The organism is Roseococcus pinisoli, assembly GCF_018413645.1.
Lineage (GTDB): Bacteria > Pseudomonadota > Alphaproteobacteria > Acetobacterales > Acetobacteraceae > Roseococcus > Roseococcus pinisoli.
The window spans coordinates 234,018-252,500 of record NZ_JAHCDA010000004.1; the positions used below are offsets into that span (position 1 = coordinate 234,018).

The window sequence follows — 18,483 nt, forward strand, 5'->3', positions numbered from 1 at the left end:
TGGCCCGGAAAATGAAGCTTCCCTTCAAAAGGTAAAGCGCTAAAATTTTGCAAAGATCATCATATTTTCTTATGATACCCCATGGCCATCCGACATCTGAAAACGCTGATCATGATCGCGGAATGCGGAGGATTCAGCGCCGCGGCGGAACGGCTCTTCATCACCCAATCCGCAGTCAGCATGCAGATGAAGGCGCTCGAGGAGGAATGGCGCGTCACGCTCTTCGACCGCTCCACGCGCCCGCCGGTCCTGAACCGGCACGGCTGGACGCTGCTGCCCCGCGCGAAGGAACTGGTCGACCAGTACGACGCCCTGAAATCCGCCGCGGGCGCGACGGCGCGGGAGCTCATCGGCTCGCTGCGGATCGGCGTGGTCCCGTCGGCCGCCACGACCCTCCTGCCCGAGGTGCTGTTGCGGCTGCGGCGTACGCATCCCGGCCTGGCGATCCGCGCGGAGAGCGGGCTTTCGGCCGATCTCCTCTTCAAGGTCTCCCAGGGCCGCCTTGAAGCAGCGGTAGTCACGGAGCCGGACCAGCTCGACGTCGGCATGACGGCCGAGACGGTGCGGGTCGAGGAGCTGAAGCTCTTCATCCGCAAGGACCTCGTCCTGCCCAGCATCGAGGAGATGCTGGCCGAGCGCCCCTTCATCCGCTTCAGCAGCGCCATGGGCGTGGGCCGCATCGTCGACGAGGCCCTTCGCGCGCGCGGGATCAAGGTGAACGCCGTGCTGGAACTTGATTCCATCGAGGCGATCCTCGGCATGGTGCAGCTGGGGCTCGGCATCTCCATCGTTCCCGAGCATTCGACGACGCGCCGCCTGGACCGGCGCCTGCGAGCGCTGTCCCTCACCCCGCCGGTGAAGCGGAACCTCGTGATGGTGACCCGGCGCGGCTACAGCGAGCTGCCGGCCGTGCGGATCCTCGTCGATACCTTCCGGGTCTCGGCCGGCGCCGGAATTCAGCCCGATCCCCGCCCCGCGAAGTAGCGTGCCGGCGGCTGGCCGAGGGCCTTCTTGAACATGGCGATGAAGGCTGTGACCGACTCGTAGCCCAGGTGCTCGGAGACGCGCTGCACCGTCATCCCGCCCGCGAGCTCGCGCAGCGCCACGATCAGGTGCAGCTGCTGGCGCCAGCGCCCGAAGGTCAGGCCCGTCTCCACCACCATCAGCCGCGAGAGCGAGCGCTCGCTGAGCGCCAGTCGTTCCGCCCATTGGGCCAGCGTGCTGCGATCGTCCGGGCGGGCCGTCAGCGCCCCGGCGATGCGGCGGATCTTCGGGTGATCGGAGACCGGGAGGTGCAGCTGTTCCCTCGGCATCCGCGCCAGCTCGTCGAGCAGGACGCGCAGCAGGCGCGCCATGTGGTCGTCGGGCGCGCCGTCCTGTGGCGCGGCGGCGACGTGCCGGATCATCTCGCGCAGCATCGGCGAGATGGAGAGCGTGCAGCACTCCTCCGGCAGTGCGGCGGCCTCCGGTTCGATGAAGAGGTAGGACAGGAGCGCATTGGCGGTCGCGCGATTGCTGTGCGGCACGCCGCCCGGAATCCACACGCCGCAATGCGGCGGCACCATCCAGAGCGAGCCGGACACCTGGCACGTCACCGCGCCATGCAGCGCGAGGACGAGCTGCCCCTTGCGGTGCCGGTGCATCGGCACCTCCGCCTCATAGGCCCCGAAGTCCAGATCGAAGGCGACCGCCGGCCGGTCGAGACCGTCCGGATCGAAGGCGCAGATGGCAGAGGGGCGCGGCATGCCTTGGCCAGATTCAGTGATTATTTGTCATGATAGCTGAATTCATGCGCCCCGCAATTCGGTAGAGCCCAGGCAGGACAGAACGGACTCCCGCCCGATGACTTCCACGCCGGCCCGCCGAGCGCTTCTGATCGCCGGCATCCTCCTGATCGCCGCCAATCTGCGCGCCCCGATCACCGCCATCGCGCCGGTGCTCGGCATGATCGGCGACGCCTTCGGGCTCGGCGCGGTCGAGGCCGGCGTGCTGACGACCCTGCCGCTCCTCGTTTTCGCGGTCGTCTCCCCCTTCAGCGCCCTGCTCGCCCGGGAATACGGGCTGGAGCGGAGCCTCTTCGCCGCCCTGCTGCTGATCGCGGGCGGCATCGTGCTGCGCTCCCTGGGCCCGGTCTGGTCGCTCTTCCTCGGAACGGCGGTGATCGGCGTGGGCATCGCCATCGCGAACGTGCTGCTGCCGAGCCTGCTCAAGCGCGACTTCCCCGACCGCATCGCCTCGCTGACCGGCGCCTATGCGCTGGCGGCCGGCGTGGTGGCGGCGTTGGCCTCCACCACGGCCGTGCCGATCGCCAACCTTCCGGGATCGGGCTGGAACTGGGCGCTGGGCGCCATGCTGGTGTTCCCGCTGGCAGCAATCGCCCTCTGGATCCCGCAGCTGGCGGGCCACACGCCGCCCGCCCGCGGCACCATGGCGCCGCCGCATGGCGGGCGCATCTGGCGCTCGGCGCTCGCCTGGCAGGTGACGATCTTCTTCGGGCTGAATTCGCTCATCTACTACGTCATCATCGCCTGGCTGCCGGCGATCCTGATGGAGGCCGGCTATTCGGCGGGGGCGGCCGGCTCGCTGCACGGCGTCTCCCAGCTCGCGACGGCCATTCCCGGCCTTCTCTTCGGCCCCCTGGTCACGCGCCTGAAGGACCAGAAAGCGATCGCCCTCGGCGTGACGGCCACCACCGCCGCGGCACTGCTCGGCCTGCTGCTGCTGCCGGGACAGGCGGCGCTCTGGACGGTCCTGTTCGGCTGCGGCTCGGGCGCGTCCTTCATCCTGGGCCTGGCCCTTATCAGCCTGCGGACCTCCAGCGCGCATCAGGCGGCGGCGCTTTCCGGGATGGCGCAATGCGTCGGCTATCTCGTCGCCAGCTCGGCGCCGCCCCTCGCCGGCTTCCTGCACGAGCGTACCGGCAGCTGGTCCACGCCGCTGGCGCTCTGCCTCGCCTTATGCGGCGTCATGGCCTTCTTCGGGTATCGCGCCGGGCGTCCCACCGGGCACGCGGGGAAAGGTGCCTGACGCCGCACTGACAGTGGCGGATGTCGTGGCGTATCGAAGGCAAAACCCTTTTTGGGATTTTGCCTTCTCGGTCACGACCCACGCCAACTGAAATTTATGCAGATGCAGACCCAGAAGAACTGAGGGAGTTTCATCAGAAGGTCACGCACAACCCTGCTGCCGCATGGCTAGAAGCCGCGCGGCAAAAAGGGAACTGGCATGGCGAGCGTCGACCTCATCGGCATCGGCAAGAAATTTGGGGCCACCGACGTCCTGCGCGATGTCACGCTGCGCGTGGCCGATGGCGAATTCCTGGCAATCCTTGGTGCGTCGGGCTGCGGCAAGTCCACGCTGCTGCGCATCCTCGCCGGGCTTGAAGGCACCGACCAGGGCGAAGTGCGGCTGGGCGGCATCGAGGTTGGGCATCTGCGCCCCAAGGCGCGCGACCTCGCCATGGTGTTCCAGAGCTACGCGCTCTACCCCTACATGACGGTCGGGCAGAACATCGCCCTGCCGCTGGAGATGCGCCGCCTCTCGGCCTGGCAGCGCCTCCCGCTCCTCGGCCGGCTGATGCCCGGCACGCGAGCAGCGCGCGAGAACATCGCCGAGGATGTCGCCAGCGTCGCGGGGCCGCTCCAGCTCGGGGCCCTGCTGGGGCGCAAGCCGGCGCAGCTTTCGGGCGGTCAGCGGCAGCGCGTGGCACTGGCCCGCGCCATGGTGCGCCAGCCCGCCGCCTTCCTGATGGATGAGCCCCTCTCCAACCTCGACGCCAAGCTGCGCATCGAGGCGCGGGCGGAGATCGTCGCGCTGCAGCGCCGCCTCGGCGCCACGATCCTCTACGTCACCCACGACCAGGAGGAGGCCATGGCGATGGCCGACCGCGTGGCGGTGATGCAGGGCGGCCGCGTGCTGCAGGTGGCGGCGCCGCAGTCGCTTTACGACGACCCCGTCAGCCTCGACGTCGCGCGCTTCGTCGGCAGTCCGCCAATGAATGTGTTTCCCGTCCGCCTGCATTCCTCGGGCGCGGTCGAGGCGCTGGGCACGGCGCTGCCCTTCCACGCCACGGGCACTGCGCGCGAGGGCATCGTGATGGGCGTGCGGCCCGAGGCGCTGCGCCCGGCGGAACAGGGCATCGCCGTCACCCTGGCGCGAATCGAGCGTCTGGGCGGCGAGGCGCTGCTCTACTGCACCGCGCCCGGCCTCGCGCAGCCGCTGGTCGCGCAGGTAGAGGCCGGCGAAGCCAATGATCACGCGATCGGCGCGCCGTTGCGGCTGATGCCGCGCCGCGCGCTGCTCTTCGATGGGGACGGGAAGCGCATGGTCTGCCGTGCCGGGAGCGTGGGGGCCATGGCACTGGCATCCGCCCATGGCTGAGGCACGCGCCGGCAAATGGCCGGGGGGACGGGCCGAGGCCCTCGCGGCCTGGGCGCTGGCCCTGCCGGCCCTCATTCTGATGATCCTCATGCTGCTCGGGCCGGTGGTGGCGGTGCTGCTGCTCTCCTTCACCGGCTGGAGCCTCGGCGACGCCGAGATGGAGTGGATCGGCCTCGGCAATTACGAACAGCTCGCCGCCGATCCGGTGTTCTGGACCTCGCTGCGCAACACGCTGATCTATGTCGGCGTCTCGGTGCCCGCGACGGTGGGGCTCGGCCTGGGAGCGGCGCTGCTGGTGGAGAGCGTGGGGCGCTTCCGCAGCTTCTACCGCGCCGCCTATTTCCTGCCCGTGGCCTCCACCCTGCTCGCCATGGCGCTGGTGTGGGAGTTCATGTTCCACCCGACGGTGGGCTTCGTGAACCAGGCCCTGCGCACGCTCGGCCTGCCGGTGACGGACTGGCTGAACAATCCCGACGTCGCGCTGCTGGCGATCGCGGTCATCGGCGTGTGGCAGAATCTCGGCCTCGCCATGGTGCTCTTCGTCGCGGGGCTGCAGGGCGTCCCGAAGGATCTCTACGAGGCGCTGGCGCTGGACGGCGCGGACGGCGCCTGGGAACGCTTCCGCCGCGTCACCTGGCCGATGCTCGGGCCCGCGCTGGTCTTCGTCGTCGCCATCACCGCCATCCGCAGCTTCCAGGTCTTCGACACGGTCGCGGTGCTGACCGAGGGCGGGCCCAACAAGTCCACCGAGGTGCTGCTCTACACCATGGTGCAGGAGGGCTTCCGCTTCCTGCGCACCGCCTACGGCGCGGCGATCACCGTGGTGTTCCTGGTCTTCACCCTGGCGATCACCGTCGCGCAGACCGTGATCCTGGACCGGAGGGCGCATTATGGTTGATCGCCTCGGCCCTCTGTTCCGCCACGCCGTGCTGCTGCTCGGCGCCGCGGTGATGCTCGCGCCCTTCGTGCTCATGCTGTCGCTTTCGGTGAAGCCGGCGGCGGAGATCTTCGCGCCCCAGTTCCGGCTGCTGCCGGAGCAGTGGAGCGCCTGGGAGAACTACAGCGCCGCCTTCACCAAGGTGCCGCTGGCGCGCTTCCTGATGAACGGCTTCATCGTCACCTTCTGCATCTTCGCGGCGCAGGCGGTGACGGCGCTGCCCATGGCCTATGCGCTGGCCAAGCTGCGCTGGCGCGGACGCGACACCGTCTTCGGCCTGGTGCTGCTGGCGCTGCTCGTCCCGCCGCAGGTGCCCGCCATCCCGCTCTATATCGGGCTGTGGCAGCTCGGCCTGCTCGACACCTACGCCGCCATCATCCTGCCCTCCACCGTCAGCGTCTTCGGCATCTTCCTCATGCGGCAGTTCTTCCGCACCGTGCCGAACGACCTGATCGCGGCGGCGCGGATGGACGGGCTGTCGGAGCTCGGCATCGTCTGGCGCATCATGCTGCCCACGGCGGCGCCGGCGCTCGCGGCCTTCGGCTGCCTCTCGTTCATCTGGAACTGGAACGAGTTCTTCTGGCCGTACATCGCGGTCCAGAGCGAGCATCTCATGACGCCGCCGCTCGGCATCGCCTTCTTCAGCGACACCGAGTCCGGCACCAGCTGGGGCCCGCTGATGGCCGCGGCCACGGTGACCACCGCCCCTCTCGCCCTCGCCTTCCTGCTTGCGCAGCGCGCCTTCGTGCGCGGCGTGACCATGAGCGGCGTGAAGTAACCACCCCCAGGAGATCATCTCATCATGACACCGACCCGTCGCGGCCTTCTCGGCACGACCGGCCTTGCCGCCGCCGCCCTCGCCCTGCCTCTCTATGCCCGCGCTCAGTCGCGCGAGATCGAGCTCAGCGTCCAGTACGGCAACGCGGCCACGGTGCGCGGCCTGATGGAGGAGGTCGCGACCGTCTTCATGCGCCAGAACCCCGGCATCCGCGTGACCTATCGCGCACCGGAGGCCGACTATGAATCTATCCTGCAGCGCAACCTGCGCGACGCCATCACGCGCAACCTGCCCGACGTCGCCTTCCACGGCCTCAACCGCCAGCGCACCCTGCTCGAGCGCGACATCCCCGTCGACCTGCGCCCCTTCATGCAGGCCGATCCCGAGACGCCGTCGCTCGGCTATTCGGAGAGCCTGCTGAGCCTCGGCCAGGTCGGCGGCAAGCAGATCGGCATCGGCTTCGCGCTCTCCACGCCGGTCGTCTACTACAATGTCGATCTGCTGCGCCGCGCCGGCGGCGACCCCGACAAGCTGCCCACGAGCTGGGAGGAGGTCGCGGCCCTGGCGCGCGCCATCCATGGCAGCCAGGAGGGGATCAGCGGCCTCTTCTTCGACTGGACGATCACCGGCAACTGGTCGTGGCAGTCGCTGGTCTTCAGCCGCGGCGGCAGCATGCTGAACGCGGACGAGACGCAGGTGGCCTTCGCCGATGCGCCGGGCCGGGCGGCGGCCCGTGACCTCGGCACCATGCTGACCGAGGGCCGCATGCCTGACGGCCGTTCCAATGCGATGATGGGCGAGTTCGTCGCGGGCCGCATGGGCATCGTCATGAACTCGACGGCGCAGCTCGGCCGCTTCAACCGCGAGATCGGCGGGCGCTTCCCGCTGAAGACCGGGCGCTTCCCCATCCCAGGCCCCAATCCGCGCCTGCCGGCGGGCGGCAACGTGGCGATGATGTTCGCGCGCGACGCGGCGAAGCAGCAGGCGGCGTGGAAGTTCATCAAGTTCGCCACGGGGCCGGTCGGCGGCACCATGATGGTGAACCACACGGGCTACATGCCCGCCACCACCATCCCCGCCGCGCGCGAGGACCTGCTGGGCCGCTTCTACCGCGAGAACCCGAACCACCTCACCGCCATCAGCCAGCAGAATGTCATCACCGGCTGGTACGCCTTCCCCGGCCAGAACGCGCTGAAGATCACCGACGTCATCAACGACCAGATGCAGGCCATCGTGGCCCAGCGCAGCACGCCGGAGGCCGGGCTCGACCGCATGGCCACCGAGGTGCAGGCCCTGCTGCCCCGGCGGAGGAGCTGAGCATGGCGCCGCGCGTCGCCCTGATCTCCGACCTCCATCTCAGCCGGGCCAAGCCCTATTTCCACGCCAATTGGGAGCTCCTCCTGCGCGCCCTGGCGGAGGAGAAGCCGGACCTGGTGCTGGTGGGCGGTGACCTCGCGCTCGACGGGCCGCATCGCGAGGACGACCTAGCCTTCGCCCGCGCCGAGCTCGACCGGCTGCCCGCGCCCTGGCGCGCCGTGCCGGGCAACCACGATGTCGGCAACTGCATCCCGGACCTGCGCGGCGAGGCGGTGGTGACGGAGGCCCGGCAGGCCGCCTGGCTGCGGCATTTCGGCGAGGATCGCTGGACGCTGGACATCGGCGCGTGGCGGATCATCGGGCTCAACTGCCTGGTCTGCGGCTCGGGCCTCGCGGTCGAGGCGGAGCAGGAGGCCTTCCTGGAGGAGGCCGTGGCGAGCGCCGGCGGCCGGCCGGTCGGGCTTCTCTTCCACAAGCCGCTCTGCAACGCCGATCCGCTGGACACGGCGGTCAGCCAGTCCTTCTGGTACCCTGAGAGGCGCGAGCCGATCGCGCGGCTGCTGCGCGAGCGTGCGGTGCGGCTGCTGATCTCGGGCCACCTGCATGAGTCGCGGGACCGGGTGATCGGGGGCGCGCGCCATGTCTGGGTGCCGGGCGCGGCCTTCGTGCAGGACATTGCCGGCGAATGGCTGCCGGAGCGCGGCGGGCGCCGCCGCGTGGGCTACATGATGCTCGAACTGGCCGAGGAGCCGCGCGTGACGCTGCGCGAGCCCGCGGCCATGATCAACATCGACATCGGCAACTGGCTGCGCGGCGGCATCGGCCATTACGGCGATCTGGCGGGCGGCGCTCCTTTCCTGGGCCTCGCCCCGGCGACGGTGGACAAGGCGGCCTGAGGTAAGGTTCCGTGACAGCCGGCGTGGGGGACCACGCCGGCTGCACGACAGTCCCGACTTGATCAGCGCACCGCGAAGCGGGCCAGTTTCCTGCCCGCCACCTATGAAAGAACCGCCAGCCGGCCTGCTTCCGCCGCCTAGTAGCGCTTCAGCGACAATGCCTCCGAGGTGAGGCGCAGCGCGGAGAGGGACGCCTCGCCGCCTTCCAGCGCCAGGCAGCTGACCAGCGCATCCACCACCGCGAGCTGGGCAATGCGGCTCGTCATGGCCTCGGTACGGAACCGCGTCTCCCGCGCCGCCGTGTGCAGCACGATATCGGCGTGAGCCTGGAGCGGATTCCGTCCGACATTGGTGATGACCACCGTCGTGGCCCCGGCCTCCCGGGCGAGCTTGGTCGCGGTTACCGTCTCCATCGAGCTCCCAGAATGGGAGATGGTGAGCGTCACGACCCCGGGGCCTGCCTGCGTCGCGCTGATCGCCTGCACGTGGCTATCCACCACAAGCCGGCAATCCAGGCCAACGCGCAGCAGGCGGATATAGGCATCCTCCGCCACCGGGGCGGCGCTGCCGATGCCGTAGATCTCGATGCGCCGGGCCTTCCGAAAGGTGGCGACGGCCCGCTCCAGCGCAGCCGCATCCAACACGGCCAGCGTCTCCTGCAGAGCCTGGGTACCGGCGGCGAAGACCTTGCGGATTACCGTACCGGCATCGTCCCGCGGCTCCAGGTCCTCATGGATTGCCTGCTCCGGCCGTACGAGGCTCCGCGCGAGCTCGATCTTGAGGTGCTGGAAGCCGCGCGCGCCGAGTTGCCGGCAGAGGGCGACGACGCTGCCTTCACTGGCCCCTGCCCGCTCTGCCACCTCGGTCACCGACATGTGGATCACCTCCGCCGGCAGCCGCAGGACCACGTCCGCGATGCGCGCCGCGGTCGGCGGCAGGCCCGGCCGAAGAGCCTGGAGGCGCTGAAGGGCAGCAAAGGGGAAGTCGGCCATTCCTGGATGAGTAAGCGACATGTCTAAGCCCGACTAGGTCGGAAATCCGCAATCTGGAAAAGACGGAGGCATGGGGCATCGAGCGAGGAAAGCCGCGATGGTTTTGCCCCCGAGTACCGTTGTGACGTGAGGCAGTTCGATCCTCCAACGGGAGAGGCGGCACCCGTCACCGCCTCCATCCAGACGGACGCCAGAAAATCCAAATCGTCGAGAAGGCCACGTTCCGCCAGCGGGTTCACCCGCCGTCAGACGAAGCCCACCACGGCGTGCGGGACATAGGGCTCCTCGAGCGCCGCGATATCCTCCGGCGAGAGCTTCAGTTCCAGCGCCTTCAGCGCTTCTTCCAGATGGTGCGGCTTCGTGGCGCCCACGATCGGCGCCGTCACGCCCGGCCTGGCCAAGACCCAGGCCAGCGCCACCTGCGCCCGGGACCGGCCGAGGCGCGCCGCGACCTCCGCCACGCGCTCGACCACCTTGCGGTCGGCCTCGGCAGTCTTGGCATAGAGCCGCTTGCCGACCTCGTCGGTCTCGATGCGCGCGCTGTTCGTGTCCCAGTCGCGGGTGAGGCGGCCGCGCGCCAGCGGGCTCCAGGGGATCACGCCGATCCCCTCGGCGCGGCAGAGCGGCAGCATCTCCCGCTCCTCCTCGCGGTAGAGCAGGTTCACGTAGTTCTGCATGCTGACGAAGCGCGTCCAGCCATGGCGTTCAGCCGTGGCCAGTGCCTTGGCGAACTGCCACGCATACATCGAGGAGGCGCCGATGTAGCGCGCCTTGCCGGCCTTCACGACGTCGTGCAGCGCCTCCAGCGTCTCCTCGATCGGCGTCTCGTAGTCCCAGCGATGGATCTGGTAGAGGTCCACATGATCGGTGCCGAGGCGGCGGAGGCTGGCGTCGATCTCGGTCATGATGGCGCGGCGCGAAAGCCCGCCGCCATTCGGCCCCGGCCGCATGCGGCCATGCACCTTGGTCGCGATCACGACCTCCTCGCGCCGGGTGAAGTCCTTCAGCGCGCGGCCCAGGATCTCCTCGCTCGTGCCGTCGGAATAGACGTTCGCGGTGTCGAAGAAGTTGATGCCGGCCTCCAGCGCGCGCTGAATGAAGGGCCGGCTCTCGGCCTCGCCGATCGTCCAGGCGTGGTTGCCGCGATCGGAGATACCGAAGCTCATGCAGCCCAGGCAGAGACGCGAGACATCGAGGCCAGTGCGGCCGAGCTTGATGTATTGCATGGGGAAACCTCCGGAACGGAACGGCGGCCGCGTGCGCGGCGGGACATGCGTTATAACATTTGAAATATAGCGCTCGCCCGACGGCGACGTCGAGGACCCGGCGGTACGCTCAGCCAGGGGTGTTCGGCTGGCGCTTCCTTCAAGGGGTGCCCCGGACGTTATATTTCGCGGTGTATAGCGTTACCGTTCCGGGCACGGTGCCGAAGTTGCGGACAAGAAGTCCCACCCGGGAGACCGACATGCTCACGAAACGACGTGCCCTCGCGGGCGGTGCGGCCGCCCTGGCCGCGATCGCCGGCCTGCCCTGGCTCCCCCCCTCCCGGGCCGCCGGTAATTTCGAGGTGACGCGCACCGAGGCCGAATGGCGCCGCCGGCTGACCGCCGCGCAATTCGCGGTGCTGCGTCAGAGCGCAACCGAGCGCCCCTATACCAGCCCGCTCAATGGCGAGCACCGGCGCGGCACCTTCACCTGCGCCGGCTGCGACCGCGACCTCTTCTCCTCGACCACCAAGTTCGAGAGCCGCACCGGCTGGCCGAGCTTCTGGGAACCGCTGGCCGACGCCATCGGCACGGAGAGCGACAACTCCTTCGGCACAACGCGGACCGCGGTGCATTGCGCGCGATGCGGCGGCCATCTCGGCCATGTCTTCGACGACGGGCCGCGGCCGACCGGGCTGCGCTACTGCATGAATGGCGTCGCCATGAACTTCAGGGCGGTGCCGGCCTGATGACCCTCCTCATCCTCGCCTATCTCGGTGGCGTGCTGACGATCCTCAGCCCCTGCATCCTGCCGGTGCTGCCCTTCGTCTTCGCGCGCTCCGACCAGCCATTCCTGCGCAGCGGATTGCCGATGCTGCTCGGCATGGCCGTGACCTTCGCCATCGTCGCCAGCCTCGCGGCGGTGGTGGGCGGCTGGGCGGTGGCCGCCAATGAATACGGGCGACTCGCGGCCATGGTGCTGCTGGCGTTCTTCGGCCTGGCGCTGCTCTTTCCCTCGATCTCGGAGCGGCTGACGCGGCCGGCGGTGCAGCTCGGCGCGCGGCTCTCGCAAGCGGGCGATGCGCGGCCCTCCATCGCGGCTTCTGCCCTGCTGGGCGTGGCGACGGGGCTGCTCTGGGCGCCCTGCGCGGGGCCGATCCTCGGGCTGGTGCTGACCGGCGCCGCGCTGCAGGGCGCGAATTGGCAGACGAGCACGCTGCTGCTGGCCTATGCGGCGGGTGCGGCGACCTCGCTGGGCCTCGCGATCCTGGTCGGCGGGCGGCTCTTCAAGGCGATGAAGCGCTCGCTCGGCGCCGGCGAATGGATCCGGCGTGGGCTGGGCGTAGCGGTGCTGGCAGGCGTGGCCGCCATCGCGCTCGGGCTCGATACCGGGCTGCTCTCCCGGCTTTCCACCGCCAGCACGACGGCGATCGAGCAGGGGCTGCTGAACCGCCTTTCTCCCGAGTCCGATCCGCACCAACCCACGGCCATGTCGGGCGGCCCGGCGATGATGTCTGGCGGACCCGCCATGATGTCCGGTGGACCCGCAATGATGTCAGGTGGCCCCGCCATGACGGGCAGCGCGCCGGCGGCGCCCGCCGTCACCCCGGCCGGCCCGCCCGGGGAGAGCCGCCTCGCCGTCCTGTCCGACGCTGTCGAATGGATCAACTCGCCGCCGCTCACCGCCGAGGCGCTGCGGGGCAAGGTCGTCCTCATCGATTTCTGGACCTATTCCTGCATCAACTGCCTGCGGACGATCCCCTATACCCGCGCCTGGGCCGAGAAGTACCGCGACCAGGGGCTGGTGGTGATCGGCGTCCACACGCCGGAATTCGCCTTCGAGCGGAACGTCGCCAATGTCCGGCGCGCCGTGACCGAGCTCGGCATCGGCTATCCCGTCGCCATCGACAACAGCTACGCGATCTGGCGCAGCTTCCTGAACCGCTACTGGCCGGCGCACTACTTCATCGACGCCAATGGCCGCATCCGCCACCACCATTTCGGCGAGGGCGGGTACGAGGAATCCGAGCGCGTGATCCAGCAGCTGCTGGCCGAGGCCGGCGCCGCGGCGGTACCGACCGGCACGGTGGCGGTGAGCGCGGCCGGCGCCGGCGCGGCCTCGGACGAGGCGAATGTCCGCTCGCCGGAGACCTATATCGGCTACCAGCGCGCCGAGAACTTCATCTCGCCCGGTGGAGCGGCCGAGGACACGCGCCGCAGCTACACGCCCGGCACGCCGCGGCTCAACGAGTGGGGGCTTTCGGGCGACTGGACGATCGGCGCCGAGAACGCCGTGTTGAACGGGCCCGAGGGCGGCATCACCTATCGCTTCCACGCAAGGGATCTGCACCTCGTGCTGGGACCCATGCCCGATGGGCAGCCGGTGCGCTTCCGCGTCACCCTCGACGGCATGCCCCCGGGCGAGAGCCGCGGCACGGATATTGATGCGGAGGGCAACGGCATCGTGTCCGAACAACGTCTCTACCAACTGCTGCGCCAGCCCGGCGCGATCGGCGACCGCACCTTCGAGATCCGTTTTCTGAATCCCGGAGTGCAGGCCTATGCGTTCACCTTCGGCTGAAAAGGGCCAGATCATGGACCATGTGACCAAGACCCCGATGCGGCGACGCGGCCTCCTGCTGGCCGGGGGCGCGCTGGCGCTGGCCGCTGCCGGAACAGGATGGGCGGCCGGTCGGTCAGGCGCCGCCGCGCCCGTGCTGCCCGATCCGGCGCTGGAGAACTCGGCCCCCGCCACGGCCGTTTCCGAGACCGCCGTGCTCGCGGGCGGCTGCTTCTGGGGCGTGCAGGGCGTGTTCCAGCACCTCGAGGGCGTGAGTGCCGCCATCTCCGGCTATGCGGGCGGCGAGGCCGATACCGCGAATTACCGCCGCGTGTCGGGCGGCGCCTCCGGCCATGCGGAAGTCGTGCGCGTGACCTTCGATCCGCGCGTCGTGAGCTTCGGGCGGATCCTGCAGGTCTTCTTCTCGGTCGCGCATGATCCGACGCAGCTCAACCGTCAGGGCCCCGATGTCGGCACGCAGTACCGCTCCGCCATCTTCCCGCAGAGCCCGGAGCAGGCGCGGGTCGCGCGGGCCTATATCGCCCAGCTCAATGCAGCGCGGATCTTCGACGCCGCGATCGTGACGCGGCTGGAGGCGGATCGGCCCTTCTACCCGGCCGAGGACTATCATCAGGACTACATGACCCGGAACCCGACGCAGCCCTACATCGCGATCCACGACCTGCCGAAGATCGGCGAGCTGCGGCGCGTTTTTCCGGATCGGTTCAGGGCGGCTCCGATCCTGGTTTCGGCCCGGTGAACCGGGCAACGAAGCTCCCGACCAAAGCCCTTTAGCCTCCCCGAGCGCGCGAAGCGCGAGCTCGGGGCTGCCGGGCCGTCATTGCCGGGCTGACATCCTCCGCCAGCGCGCCCCGGATCCAGGCGACGAAGGCTCGCGCAGCCGGCGACGCCGCGTGCTCGGAGGCGGGAATGGCCGCCAGCCCATCGGCGAAAGGCGTGAAGCCGCAGGGCGCCACCAGCCGTCCGGCCGCAAGGTCGTCGCGCACGATGCGCTGCTCGACCAGCGCGACGCCGAGGCCCGACAGCGCCGCCTCCAGGCAGAGATGCGTGTGCGGGAAACGCAGCTCCGCCTCGTGCACGACGGCGAGGCCGCTGCCGGCCTGCCAGATGTTCCAGGATTCGCCCGTATGCTCATGCGCGATGCGCGTCGTGCAGCGCAGCGCCTTTCCCTTCACGGAGGCCTTGTAGCCGGGCGCGCAGACGGGACCGAAGGCGACCTCGGCCAGGCGTATGGCCCGCTCCCGATCGCGTGCCGGATAGGAGCGCCGGTCCCAGGCGATGACGAGGTCGGCGCCCTGGTGCCGCAGCTCCTGCGCCGTGGTCATGGAAAGCCGCACCTTCATCTCCGGATGGCGGCGGTAGAAGCCCGGCAGGTGCGGCACCAGCCAGCGCATGGCGAAGGTGGCGCTGCAGGCGACATGGACGCTGGGGCCACGCGCCTCGTCCAGCACGCGGGCCCAGCCCTGCTCCAGCGTTTCGAGCGCCCCCGCGACGACTTGGCGCAGCGCCTCGCCATGGGCGTTGAGGCGAAGCCCGGTGCCGGCCTTGTCGAGGAAGGCCAGGCCCGCATGCTCCTGCAGCGCGCGCAATTGCCGGCTGACGGCACTGTGCGTGCGGCCAAGCTCCTCGCCCGCGCGCGTGACCGAGCCGAGGCGCGCGACAGCCTCGAAGGCGCGCAAGGCGGAAAGGGGAGGAAGGCGTCGGGCCAAGGTGTCCTCTGTGCGTTTTACGCACGGATACGGGAGATTTAGGCGCTGTTCTACCTTCGATAGACGGCCCTAAGGATGGAGACAACGTGCATTTGGCGCACGATCCGAAGGAGCAGCCCATGATCACCCGGAAGGCCGACGGCAGCGCCGGCGACGCGAATTACGGCGCCATCGGCCTGGGCTACACCGCCTATCGGCAGCCCGAGCCGGCCATCGCCACGCAGATCGAGCGCGCCCTTTGCGGCGCCAGGACGGTGCTCAATGTCGGCGCCGGCGCCGGCTCCTACGAACCGCTGGACCGGGCGGTAACGGCGGTCGAGCCTTCGGCCTCGATGCGCGCGCAACGGCCGGCGCATCTGGTCCCTGCCATCGACGCCACCGCGGAAAATCTCCCCTTCGCGGATGGCGAGTTCGAGGCCGCCATGGCGACCTTCACCGTGCATCAATGGGCCAACCTGAAGGCCGGCCTCGCCGAGATGCGGCGCGTGACGCGCGGGCCGGTGCTGATCCTCTCCTGCGACCCCGACCTCGTGCAGCGCTTCTGGCTGAACGATTATGCGCCGGAGGTCCTGGCCACCGAGGCGCGCCGCTATCCCGCCCTCACCTCGATCGGCGCCGGGCTCGGCGGGCGGCTGAGCGTGCTCTCCGTCGAGATCCCGCTGCAATGCCGGGACGGGTTCAACGAGGCCTATTACGGCCGCCCGGAAAAGCTGCTGGAGGAAGGCGCGCGCCGCGCCAACTCGGCTTGGAGCTTCGTGCCGGAGGCCACCGCCTCCGGCTATGTGGATCACCTGCGCCGGGACCTCGCCGACGGCAGCTGGGATCGCCGGCATGGCGCCCTCCGCAGGCAGCCGGAATATGACGGCTCGCTACGGCTGGTGGTGTCGAAGGCCTGACGCGCCCCTCGATCCGTCAGCCCTGACCCGCGCCGTAGCGCGAGAGATCCGGCCGCGGCCGGCCGAAGCCCGGCCGCGTGCCCAGCGCCTCCTCGAGCGCCAGCGCGATCTCCAGCAGCCGCACGTCGCCGCGGTGGCGGCCGATCAGGTTGATGCCGAAGGGCATGCCATTCGCCCCGCGCCCGGTGGGGATGGTCGCCACCGGATGCGCCGTCCAGGTCAGCGGCGTGTTGATGCTGGCCGAAGGCAGGCGCGAGAAGTCGTAGTCGCGCGGGCCGAAGCGGGCATTGTCGGCCCGCAGCGCGGCGTCCTTCCGCTCGATCTCGGCGAGGCTCGACAGCGGCTGCGACGCGCCCGGCGTGATCAGCACGTCCCAGTCCTGCAGGAACGTCGCGAGGTTGCGGTAGGCCTGGGTCTGGTCGCGCTGCGCCTCTGCGATCATGGCGGCGGTGGTCGCATGGCCCCGCCGCATGTCGACGTTCTTCTCGGGCGTCAGCCGCTCGGGCGCCGTGTCGTGGATCTCGCCGAAGGCCACCAGGTAGGAGAGCGGGCGCAGGACATAGAAGGCCCGCACGATGGGGCCGAGATCGGGCGTCGCCCATTCCAGCTGGCCGACCTCGGGCGCGATGGCCGCGACGACCTCCTCGAAGCGGGCGCGGATGCCGGCCTCCACCTCGACGCAGCCGAGATCGGCGGAGACGGCGACGCGCAGGCCCTTCAGGCCGGCCGGGCGCGGCGCCAGCAGCGGCGCGGCCTCGGCCTCCCAGCTCAGCGGGTCCAGGTGGCTCGGGCCCATCATGCCGGCCGTCAGCAGCATCAGGTCGCGCACCGAGCGCGCCATGGGGCCGGTGACCGAGGCGACCTCGAAGCCGATCGGGCTGCTTTCGCGCGCAACGAGGCCGGGGCTCGGCCGCAGCCCCACCGTGCCGTTGCCGGCCGAGGGGCCGCGGATGCTGCCGCCCATGTCCGAGCCCGTGGCGAGCGGCACCATGTCGGCCGAGAGCGCCACCGCGCTGCCGCCCGAGGAGCCGAGGCAGGAGAGCTCCGGGTCATGCGCGTTGCGGGTGAGGCCGTAGAGCGTATTGCGCGAAGTGAGGCCCTGCAGCAGCTCCGGCACATTGGTCTTGCCGATGACGAGCGCGCCGGCGCGGCGGAGCGCGGCGACGCCGGCGGCATCCTTCGCGGCGACGTTGTCGGCGTAGATCTCGCTGCCCTGGGTGGTGTGCAGCCCCGCGACGTCGGTCGATTCCTTGATGCCGACCGGCAGGCCCAGCAGCGGCGGCAATTCGCCCCCGCGGGCGGCCAGTGCCTCGGCGGCGCGGGCCTCGGCCTCGGCCTGCTCCCAGCGCATCTCGACGAAGGCGTTGAGATGCGGGTTCAGCCAGTCGATCCGGCTGCGCACGGCGCCCAGCACCTCGACGGGCGAGAGGTCGCGACGCGCGATCCGGTCGCGCAGCTCGATGGCCGAAAGGCCGGTGATGTCGGTCATGGGCGTTTCCAGGGCGGGCAGGGAAAGGCCCGCCCGGACGACGGGTCCGGGCGGGCGCGGGCTCAGTCGATACTGATATTGGCCTGGCGGGCGATCACCGCGTTGCGCTCGTTCTCGCTGCGCAGCATGGCGGCCGTCGAGGCCAGCGTGCCGCCGCCGAGCATGAAGCCGGCCTCGCGCAGGCGCTGGGCGATCTCGGGCGTGGCGAGCGCCGCGTTCAGCGCGGTGGCCCAGCGCTCCGCGATCGGCGCGGGCAGGCCGGCCGGGCCCACGATCATGTACCAGACCTTGCGGTCGAAGCCCGGGAAGCCGGACTCGGCCACCGTCGGCACATCCGGCAGCCACTCCACGCGCTCGGGCGTGGTGACCGCCAGCGCGCGCAGCTTGCCCGCGCGGATATGCGGCAGGTTGGTCGGCAGCGTGTCGACGTTGAGGTCCACCTGCCCGGCCATCAGGTCGGCCAGGGCCTGGCCGCTGCCGCGATAGGGGACATGCGTCATCTCGACGCCCGCCGAGCGCGCCAGCAGCTCGCCCGCCAGATGCTGTGAGGTCGCGATGCCGGAGGAGGCGAAGTTCAGCTTGCCCGGATTGGCCTTGGCATGCTCGAGCAGCGCGCCCAGCGTGCGGAAGGGCGAGTTCTCGTTCACGACCACGACCTGCGGCACGGAAGCGACCGTCAGGATGGGCGTGATGTCCGTCAGCGGGTTGTACGGCTTGCGGACCATCACCTGCGGCAGCACGGAGAGCGAGCTGATGGTGCCGATGGCCAGCGTATAGCCATCCGCGCGGGCGCGGAGCACGCCGGCCACGCCCAGCGTGCCGCTGGCGCCCGGGCGGTTCTCGACCACCACCGGCTGGCCGAGCTCAGCCTGCAGCCGCGTCGCCAGCAGGCGCGCGACGATGTCGCTGCCGCCGCCGGGGACGAAGCCGTCGACCAGGGTGATCGGGCGATCCGGATAGCCGGCCTGGGCCTGGGCGCCGGCGGGGGCGAAGGCGGCGGCAAGGGCGGCTGGCACGGCGGCAAGCGCCTGGCGGCGCGACGGACGGAAGTTCTTCATACTCTCTCCTGGCGGCAGGCCGCCCCTGGCTCCGGCCCGCACCATGCTTCGCCCGCTCTCGCTCGCCGAAGCCGGTCCGTGCCGATGTTCACGCGCCTGTTCCGAAACGAGGTGCGGGGGCGCCCCAAAGCGCATAAGCGGTCGCCGACACCCGGCAGGCATCGGCCGACAGCCCCTTCATCCATTTCTTCCGGCGTTTCCCGAGCGTACCAAGATATTATAATAAGTACCATGGTTCGGCCGAT

The 18,483-nt window shown here is 70.1% G+C and carries 17 protein-coding genes; 11 read left to right on the top strand and 6 right to left on the bottom strand.

Features of this window, described 5'->3' with window-relative positions; all coding sequences use genetic code 11:
- Positions 1-81: 81 nt before the first annotated feature.
- Positions 82-984: a LysR family transcriptional regulator gene (locus KHU32_RS19330; protein ID WP_213671805.1), complete on the top strand. Its 903-nt coding sequence runs from the start codon at positions 82-84 to the stop codon at positions 982-984.
- Here the strand turns inward: KHU32_RS19330 and KHU32_RS19335 are convergent.
- Entirely contained in the window at positions 957-1,745 is a 789-nt protein-coding gene (locus tag KHU32_RS19335; RefSeq protein ID WP_213671806.1) for an AraC family transcriptional regulator, read from the bottom strand. The genes KHU32_RS19330 and KHU32_RS19335 overlap by 28 nt on opposite strands.
- A gap of 97 nt (positions 1,746-1,842) precedes the next feature.
- Here KHU32_RS19335 and KHU32_RS19340 point away from each other — a divergent pair, with 97 nt between their 5' ends.
- The 6 genes from KHU32_RS19340 (at position 1,843) to KHU32_RS19365 (ending at position 8,308) form a co-directional block, all read left to right on the top strand.
- Positions 1,843-3,027, top strand: coding sequence for an MFS transporter (locus tag KHU32_RS19340; protein ID WP_213671807.1), 1,185 nt, complete (start codon positions 1,843-1,845; stop codon positions 3,025-3,027).
- 198 nt (positions 3,028-3,225) lie between these two features.
- Positions 3,226-4,380 carry an ABC transporter ATP-binding protein gene (locus KHU32_RS19345; protein WP_213671808.1) on the top strand — a complete coding sequence of 385 codons (1,155 nt, stop codon included), beginning with the start codon at positions 3,226-3,228 and terminating at the stop codon, positions 4,378-4,380.
- The gene (locus KHU32_RS19350) at positions 4,373-5,278 is read left to right on the top strand and encodes a carbohydrate ABC transporter permease (RefSeq protein ID WP_213671809.1); all 906 of its coding nucleotides are present in this window, start codon (positions 4,373-4,375) and stop codon (positions 5,276-5,278) included. Before KHU32_RS19345 ends, KHU32_RS19350 begins: the two co-directional genes overlap by 8 nt.
- Entirely contained in the window at positions 5,271-6,095 is an 825-nt protein-coding gene (locus KHU32_RS19355) for a carbohydrate ABC transporter permease (RefSeq protein WP_213671810.1), read from the top strand. The genes KHU32_RS19350 and KHU32_RS19355 overlap by 8 nt, the downstream gene beginning before the upstream one ends.
- A gap of 24 nt (positions 6,096-6,119) precedes the next feature.
- On the top strand, positions 6,120-7,412 hold the full coding sequence (locus KHU32_RS19360; protein ID WP_213671811.1) for an ABC transporter substrate-binding protein: 1,293 nt from the start codon (positions 6,120-6,122) through the stop codon (positions 7,410-7,412).
- 2 nt (positions 7,413-7,414) lie between these two features.
- Positions 7,415-8,308, top strand: coding sequence for a metallophosphoesterase family protein (locus KHU32_RS19365; protein ID WP_213671812.1), 894 nt, complete (start codon positions 7,415-7,417; stop codon positions 8,306-8,308).
- Between the two features lie 137 nt (positions 8,309-8,445).
- Here the strand turns inward: KHU32_RS19365 and KHU32_RS19370 are convergent, their stop codons facing one another.
- Together KHU32_RS19370 and KHU32_RS19375 are read right to left on the bottom strand one after the other, a co-directional pair.
- Complete coding sequence (locus KHU32_RS19370) at positions 8,446-9,300, bottom strand: MurR/RpiR family transcriptional regulator (protein ID WP_213671813.1); 855 nt, start codon at positions 9,298-9,300, stop codon at positions 8,446-8,448.
- Between the two features lie 245 nt (positions 9,301-9,545).
- Positions 9,546-10,526: an aldo/keto reductase gene (locus tag KHU32_RS19375; RefSeq protein WP_213671814.1), complete on the bottom strand. Its 981-nt coding sequence runs from the start codon at positions 10,524-10,526 to the stop codon at positions 9,546-9,548.
- Between the two features lie 239 nt (positions 10,527-10,765).
- On the opposite strand from KHU32_RS19375, the gene msrB reads away from it, so the two are divergent.
- The 3 genes from msrB to msrA are packed head-to-tail and all read left to right on the top strand — an operon-like array spanning position 10,766 to position 13,825.
- A complete protein-coding gene (gene msrB, locus KHU32_RS19380) occupies positions 10,766-11,254 on the top strand; it encodes a peptide-methionine (R)-S-oxide reductase MsrB (protein ID WP_213671815.1) in 489 nt (162 codons plus the stop codon).
- Positions 11,254-13,086 carry a cytochrome c biogenesis protein DipZ gene (locus KHU32_RS19385; protein WP_213671816.1) on the top strand — a complete coding sequence of 611 codons (1,833 nt, stop codon included), beginning with the start codon at positions 11,254-11,256 and terminating at the stop codon, positions 13,084-13,086. The genes msrB and KHU32_RS19385 overlap by 1 nt, the downstream gene beginning before the upstream one ends.
- 13 nt (positions 13,087-13,099) lie before the next feature.
- A complete protein-coding gene (gene msrA / locus KHU32_RS19390; RefSeq protein WP_249681408.1) occupies positions 13,100-13,825 on the top strand; it encodes a peptide-methionine (S)-S-oxide reductase MsrA in 726 nt (241 codons plus the stop codon).
- Positions 13,826-13,856: 31 nt separating this feature from the next.
- On the opposite strand, the gene KHU32_RS19395 is transcribed toward msrA, so the two are convergent.
- Positions 13,857-14,795, bottom strand: coding sequence for a LysR substrate-binding domain-containing protein (locus KHU32_RS19395; protein ID WP_213671817.1), 939 nt, complete (start codon positions 14,793-14,795; stop codon positions 13,857-13,859).
- A gap of 119 nt (positions 14,796-14,914) precedes the next feature.
- Between KHU32_RS19395 and KHU32_RS19400 the strand changes: the two genes are divergently transcribed.
- Positions 14,915-15,691: a class I SAM-dependent methyltransferase gene (locus KHU32_RS19400; protein WP_213671818.1), complete on the top strand. Its 777-nt coding sequence runs from the start codon at positions 14,915-14,917 to the stop codon at positions 15,689-15,691.
- Positions 15,692-15,707: 16 nt separating this feature from the next.
- Here the strand turns inward: KHU32_RS19400 and KHU32_RS19405 are convergent, their stop codons facing one another.
- Together KHU32_RS19405 and KHU32_RS19410 are read right to left on the bottom strand one after the other, a co-directional pair.
- Positions 15,708-17,180, bottom strand: a complete 1,473-nt coding sequence (locus tag KHU32_RS19405) for an amidase (RefSeq protein WP_213671819.1) — start codon at positions 17,178-17,180, stop codon at positions 15,708-15,710.
- Positions 17,181-17,242: 62 nt separating this feature from the next.
- Positions 17,243-18,238 (bottom strand): Bug family tripartite tricarboxylate transporter substrate binding protein, encoded by a 996-nt coding sequence (locus tag KHU32_RS19410; protein ID WP_213671820.1) that lies wholly within the window; start codon positions 18,236-18,238, stop codon positions 17,243-17,245.
- Positions 18,239-18,483: the final 245 nt, after the last annotated feature.

What these genes read in the sequence shown, in the direction of transcription:
- KHU32_RS19330 (WP_213671805.1), top strand. Translation starts at nt 82, where the DNA reads ATGGCCATCCGACATCTGAAAACGCTGATCATGATCGCGGAATGCGGA.
- KHU32_RS19370 (WP_213671813.1), bottom strand. Translation starts at nt 9,300, where the DNA reads ATGGCCGACTTCCCCTTTGCTGCCCTTCAGCGCCTCCAGGCTCTTCGG.
- KHU32_RS19405 (WP_213671819.1), bottom strand. Translation starts at nt 17,180, where the DNA reads ATGACCGACATCACCGGCCTTTCGGCCATCGAGCTGCGCGACCGGATC.
- KHU32_RS19385 (WP_213671816.1), top strand. Translation starts at nt 11,254, where the DNA reads ATGACCCTCCTCATCCTCGCCTATCTCGGTGGCGTGCTGACGATCCTC.
- KHU32_RS19350 (WP_213671809.1), top strand. Translation starts at nt 4,373, where the DNA reads ATGGCTGAGGCACGCGCCGGCAAATGGCCGGGGGGACGGGCCGAGGCC.
- KHU32_RS19360 (WP_213671811.1), top strand. Translation starts at nt 6,120, where the DNA reads ATGACACCGACCCGTCGCGGCCTTCTCGGCACGACCGGCCTTGCCGCC.
- KHU32_RS19345 (WP_213671808.1), top strand. Translation starts at nt 3,226, where the DNA reads ATGGCGAGCGTCGACCTCATCGGCATCGGCAAGAAATTTGGGGCCACC.
- KHU32_RS19410 (WP_213671820.1), bottom strand. Translation starts at nt 18,238, where the DNA reads ATGAAGAACTTCCGTCCGTCGCGCCGCCAGGCGCTTGCCGCCGTGCCA.
- KHU32_RS19365 (WP_213671812.1), top strand. Translation starts at nt 7,415, where the DNA reads ATGGCGCCGCGCGTCGCCCTGATCTCCGACCTCCATCTCAGCCGGGCC.
- KHU32_RS19335 (WP_213671806.1), bottom strand. Translation starts at nt 1,745, where the DNA reads ATGCCGCGCCCCTCTGCCATCTGCGCCTTCGATCCGGACGGTCTCGAC.
- KHU32_RS19400 (WP_213671818.1), top strand. Translation starts at nt 14,915, where the DNA reads ATGATCACCCGGAAGGCCGACGGCAGCGCCGGCGACGCGAATTACGGC.
- msrB (WP_213671815.1), top strand. Translation starts at nt 10,766, where the DNA reads ATGCTCACGAAACGACGTGCCCTCGCGGGCGGTGCGGCCGCCCTGGCC.
- KHU32_RS19375 (WP_213671814.1), bottom strand. Translation starts at nt 10,526, where the DNA reads ATGCAATACATCAAGCTCGGCCGCACTGGCCTCGATGTCTCGCGTCTC.
- KHU32_RS19340 (WP_213671807.1), top strand. Translation starts at nt 1,843, where the DNA reads ATGACTTCCACGCCGGCCCGCCGAGCGCTTCTGATCGCCGGCATCCTC.
- msrA (WP_249681408.1), top strand. Translation starts at nt 13,100, where the DNA reads ATGGACCATGTGACCAAGACCCCGATGCGGCGACGCGGCCTCCTGCTG.
- KHU32_RS19355 (WP_213671810.1), top strand. Translation starts at nt 5,271, where the DNA reads ATGGTTGATCGCCTCGGCCCTCTGTTCCGCCACGCCGTGCTGCTGCTC.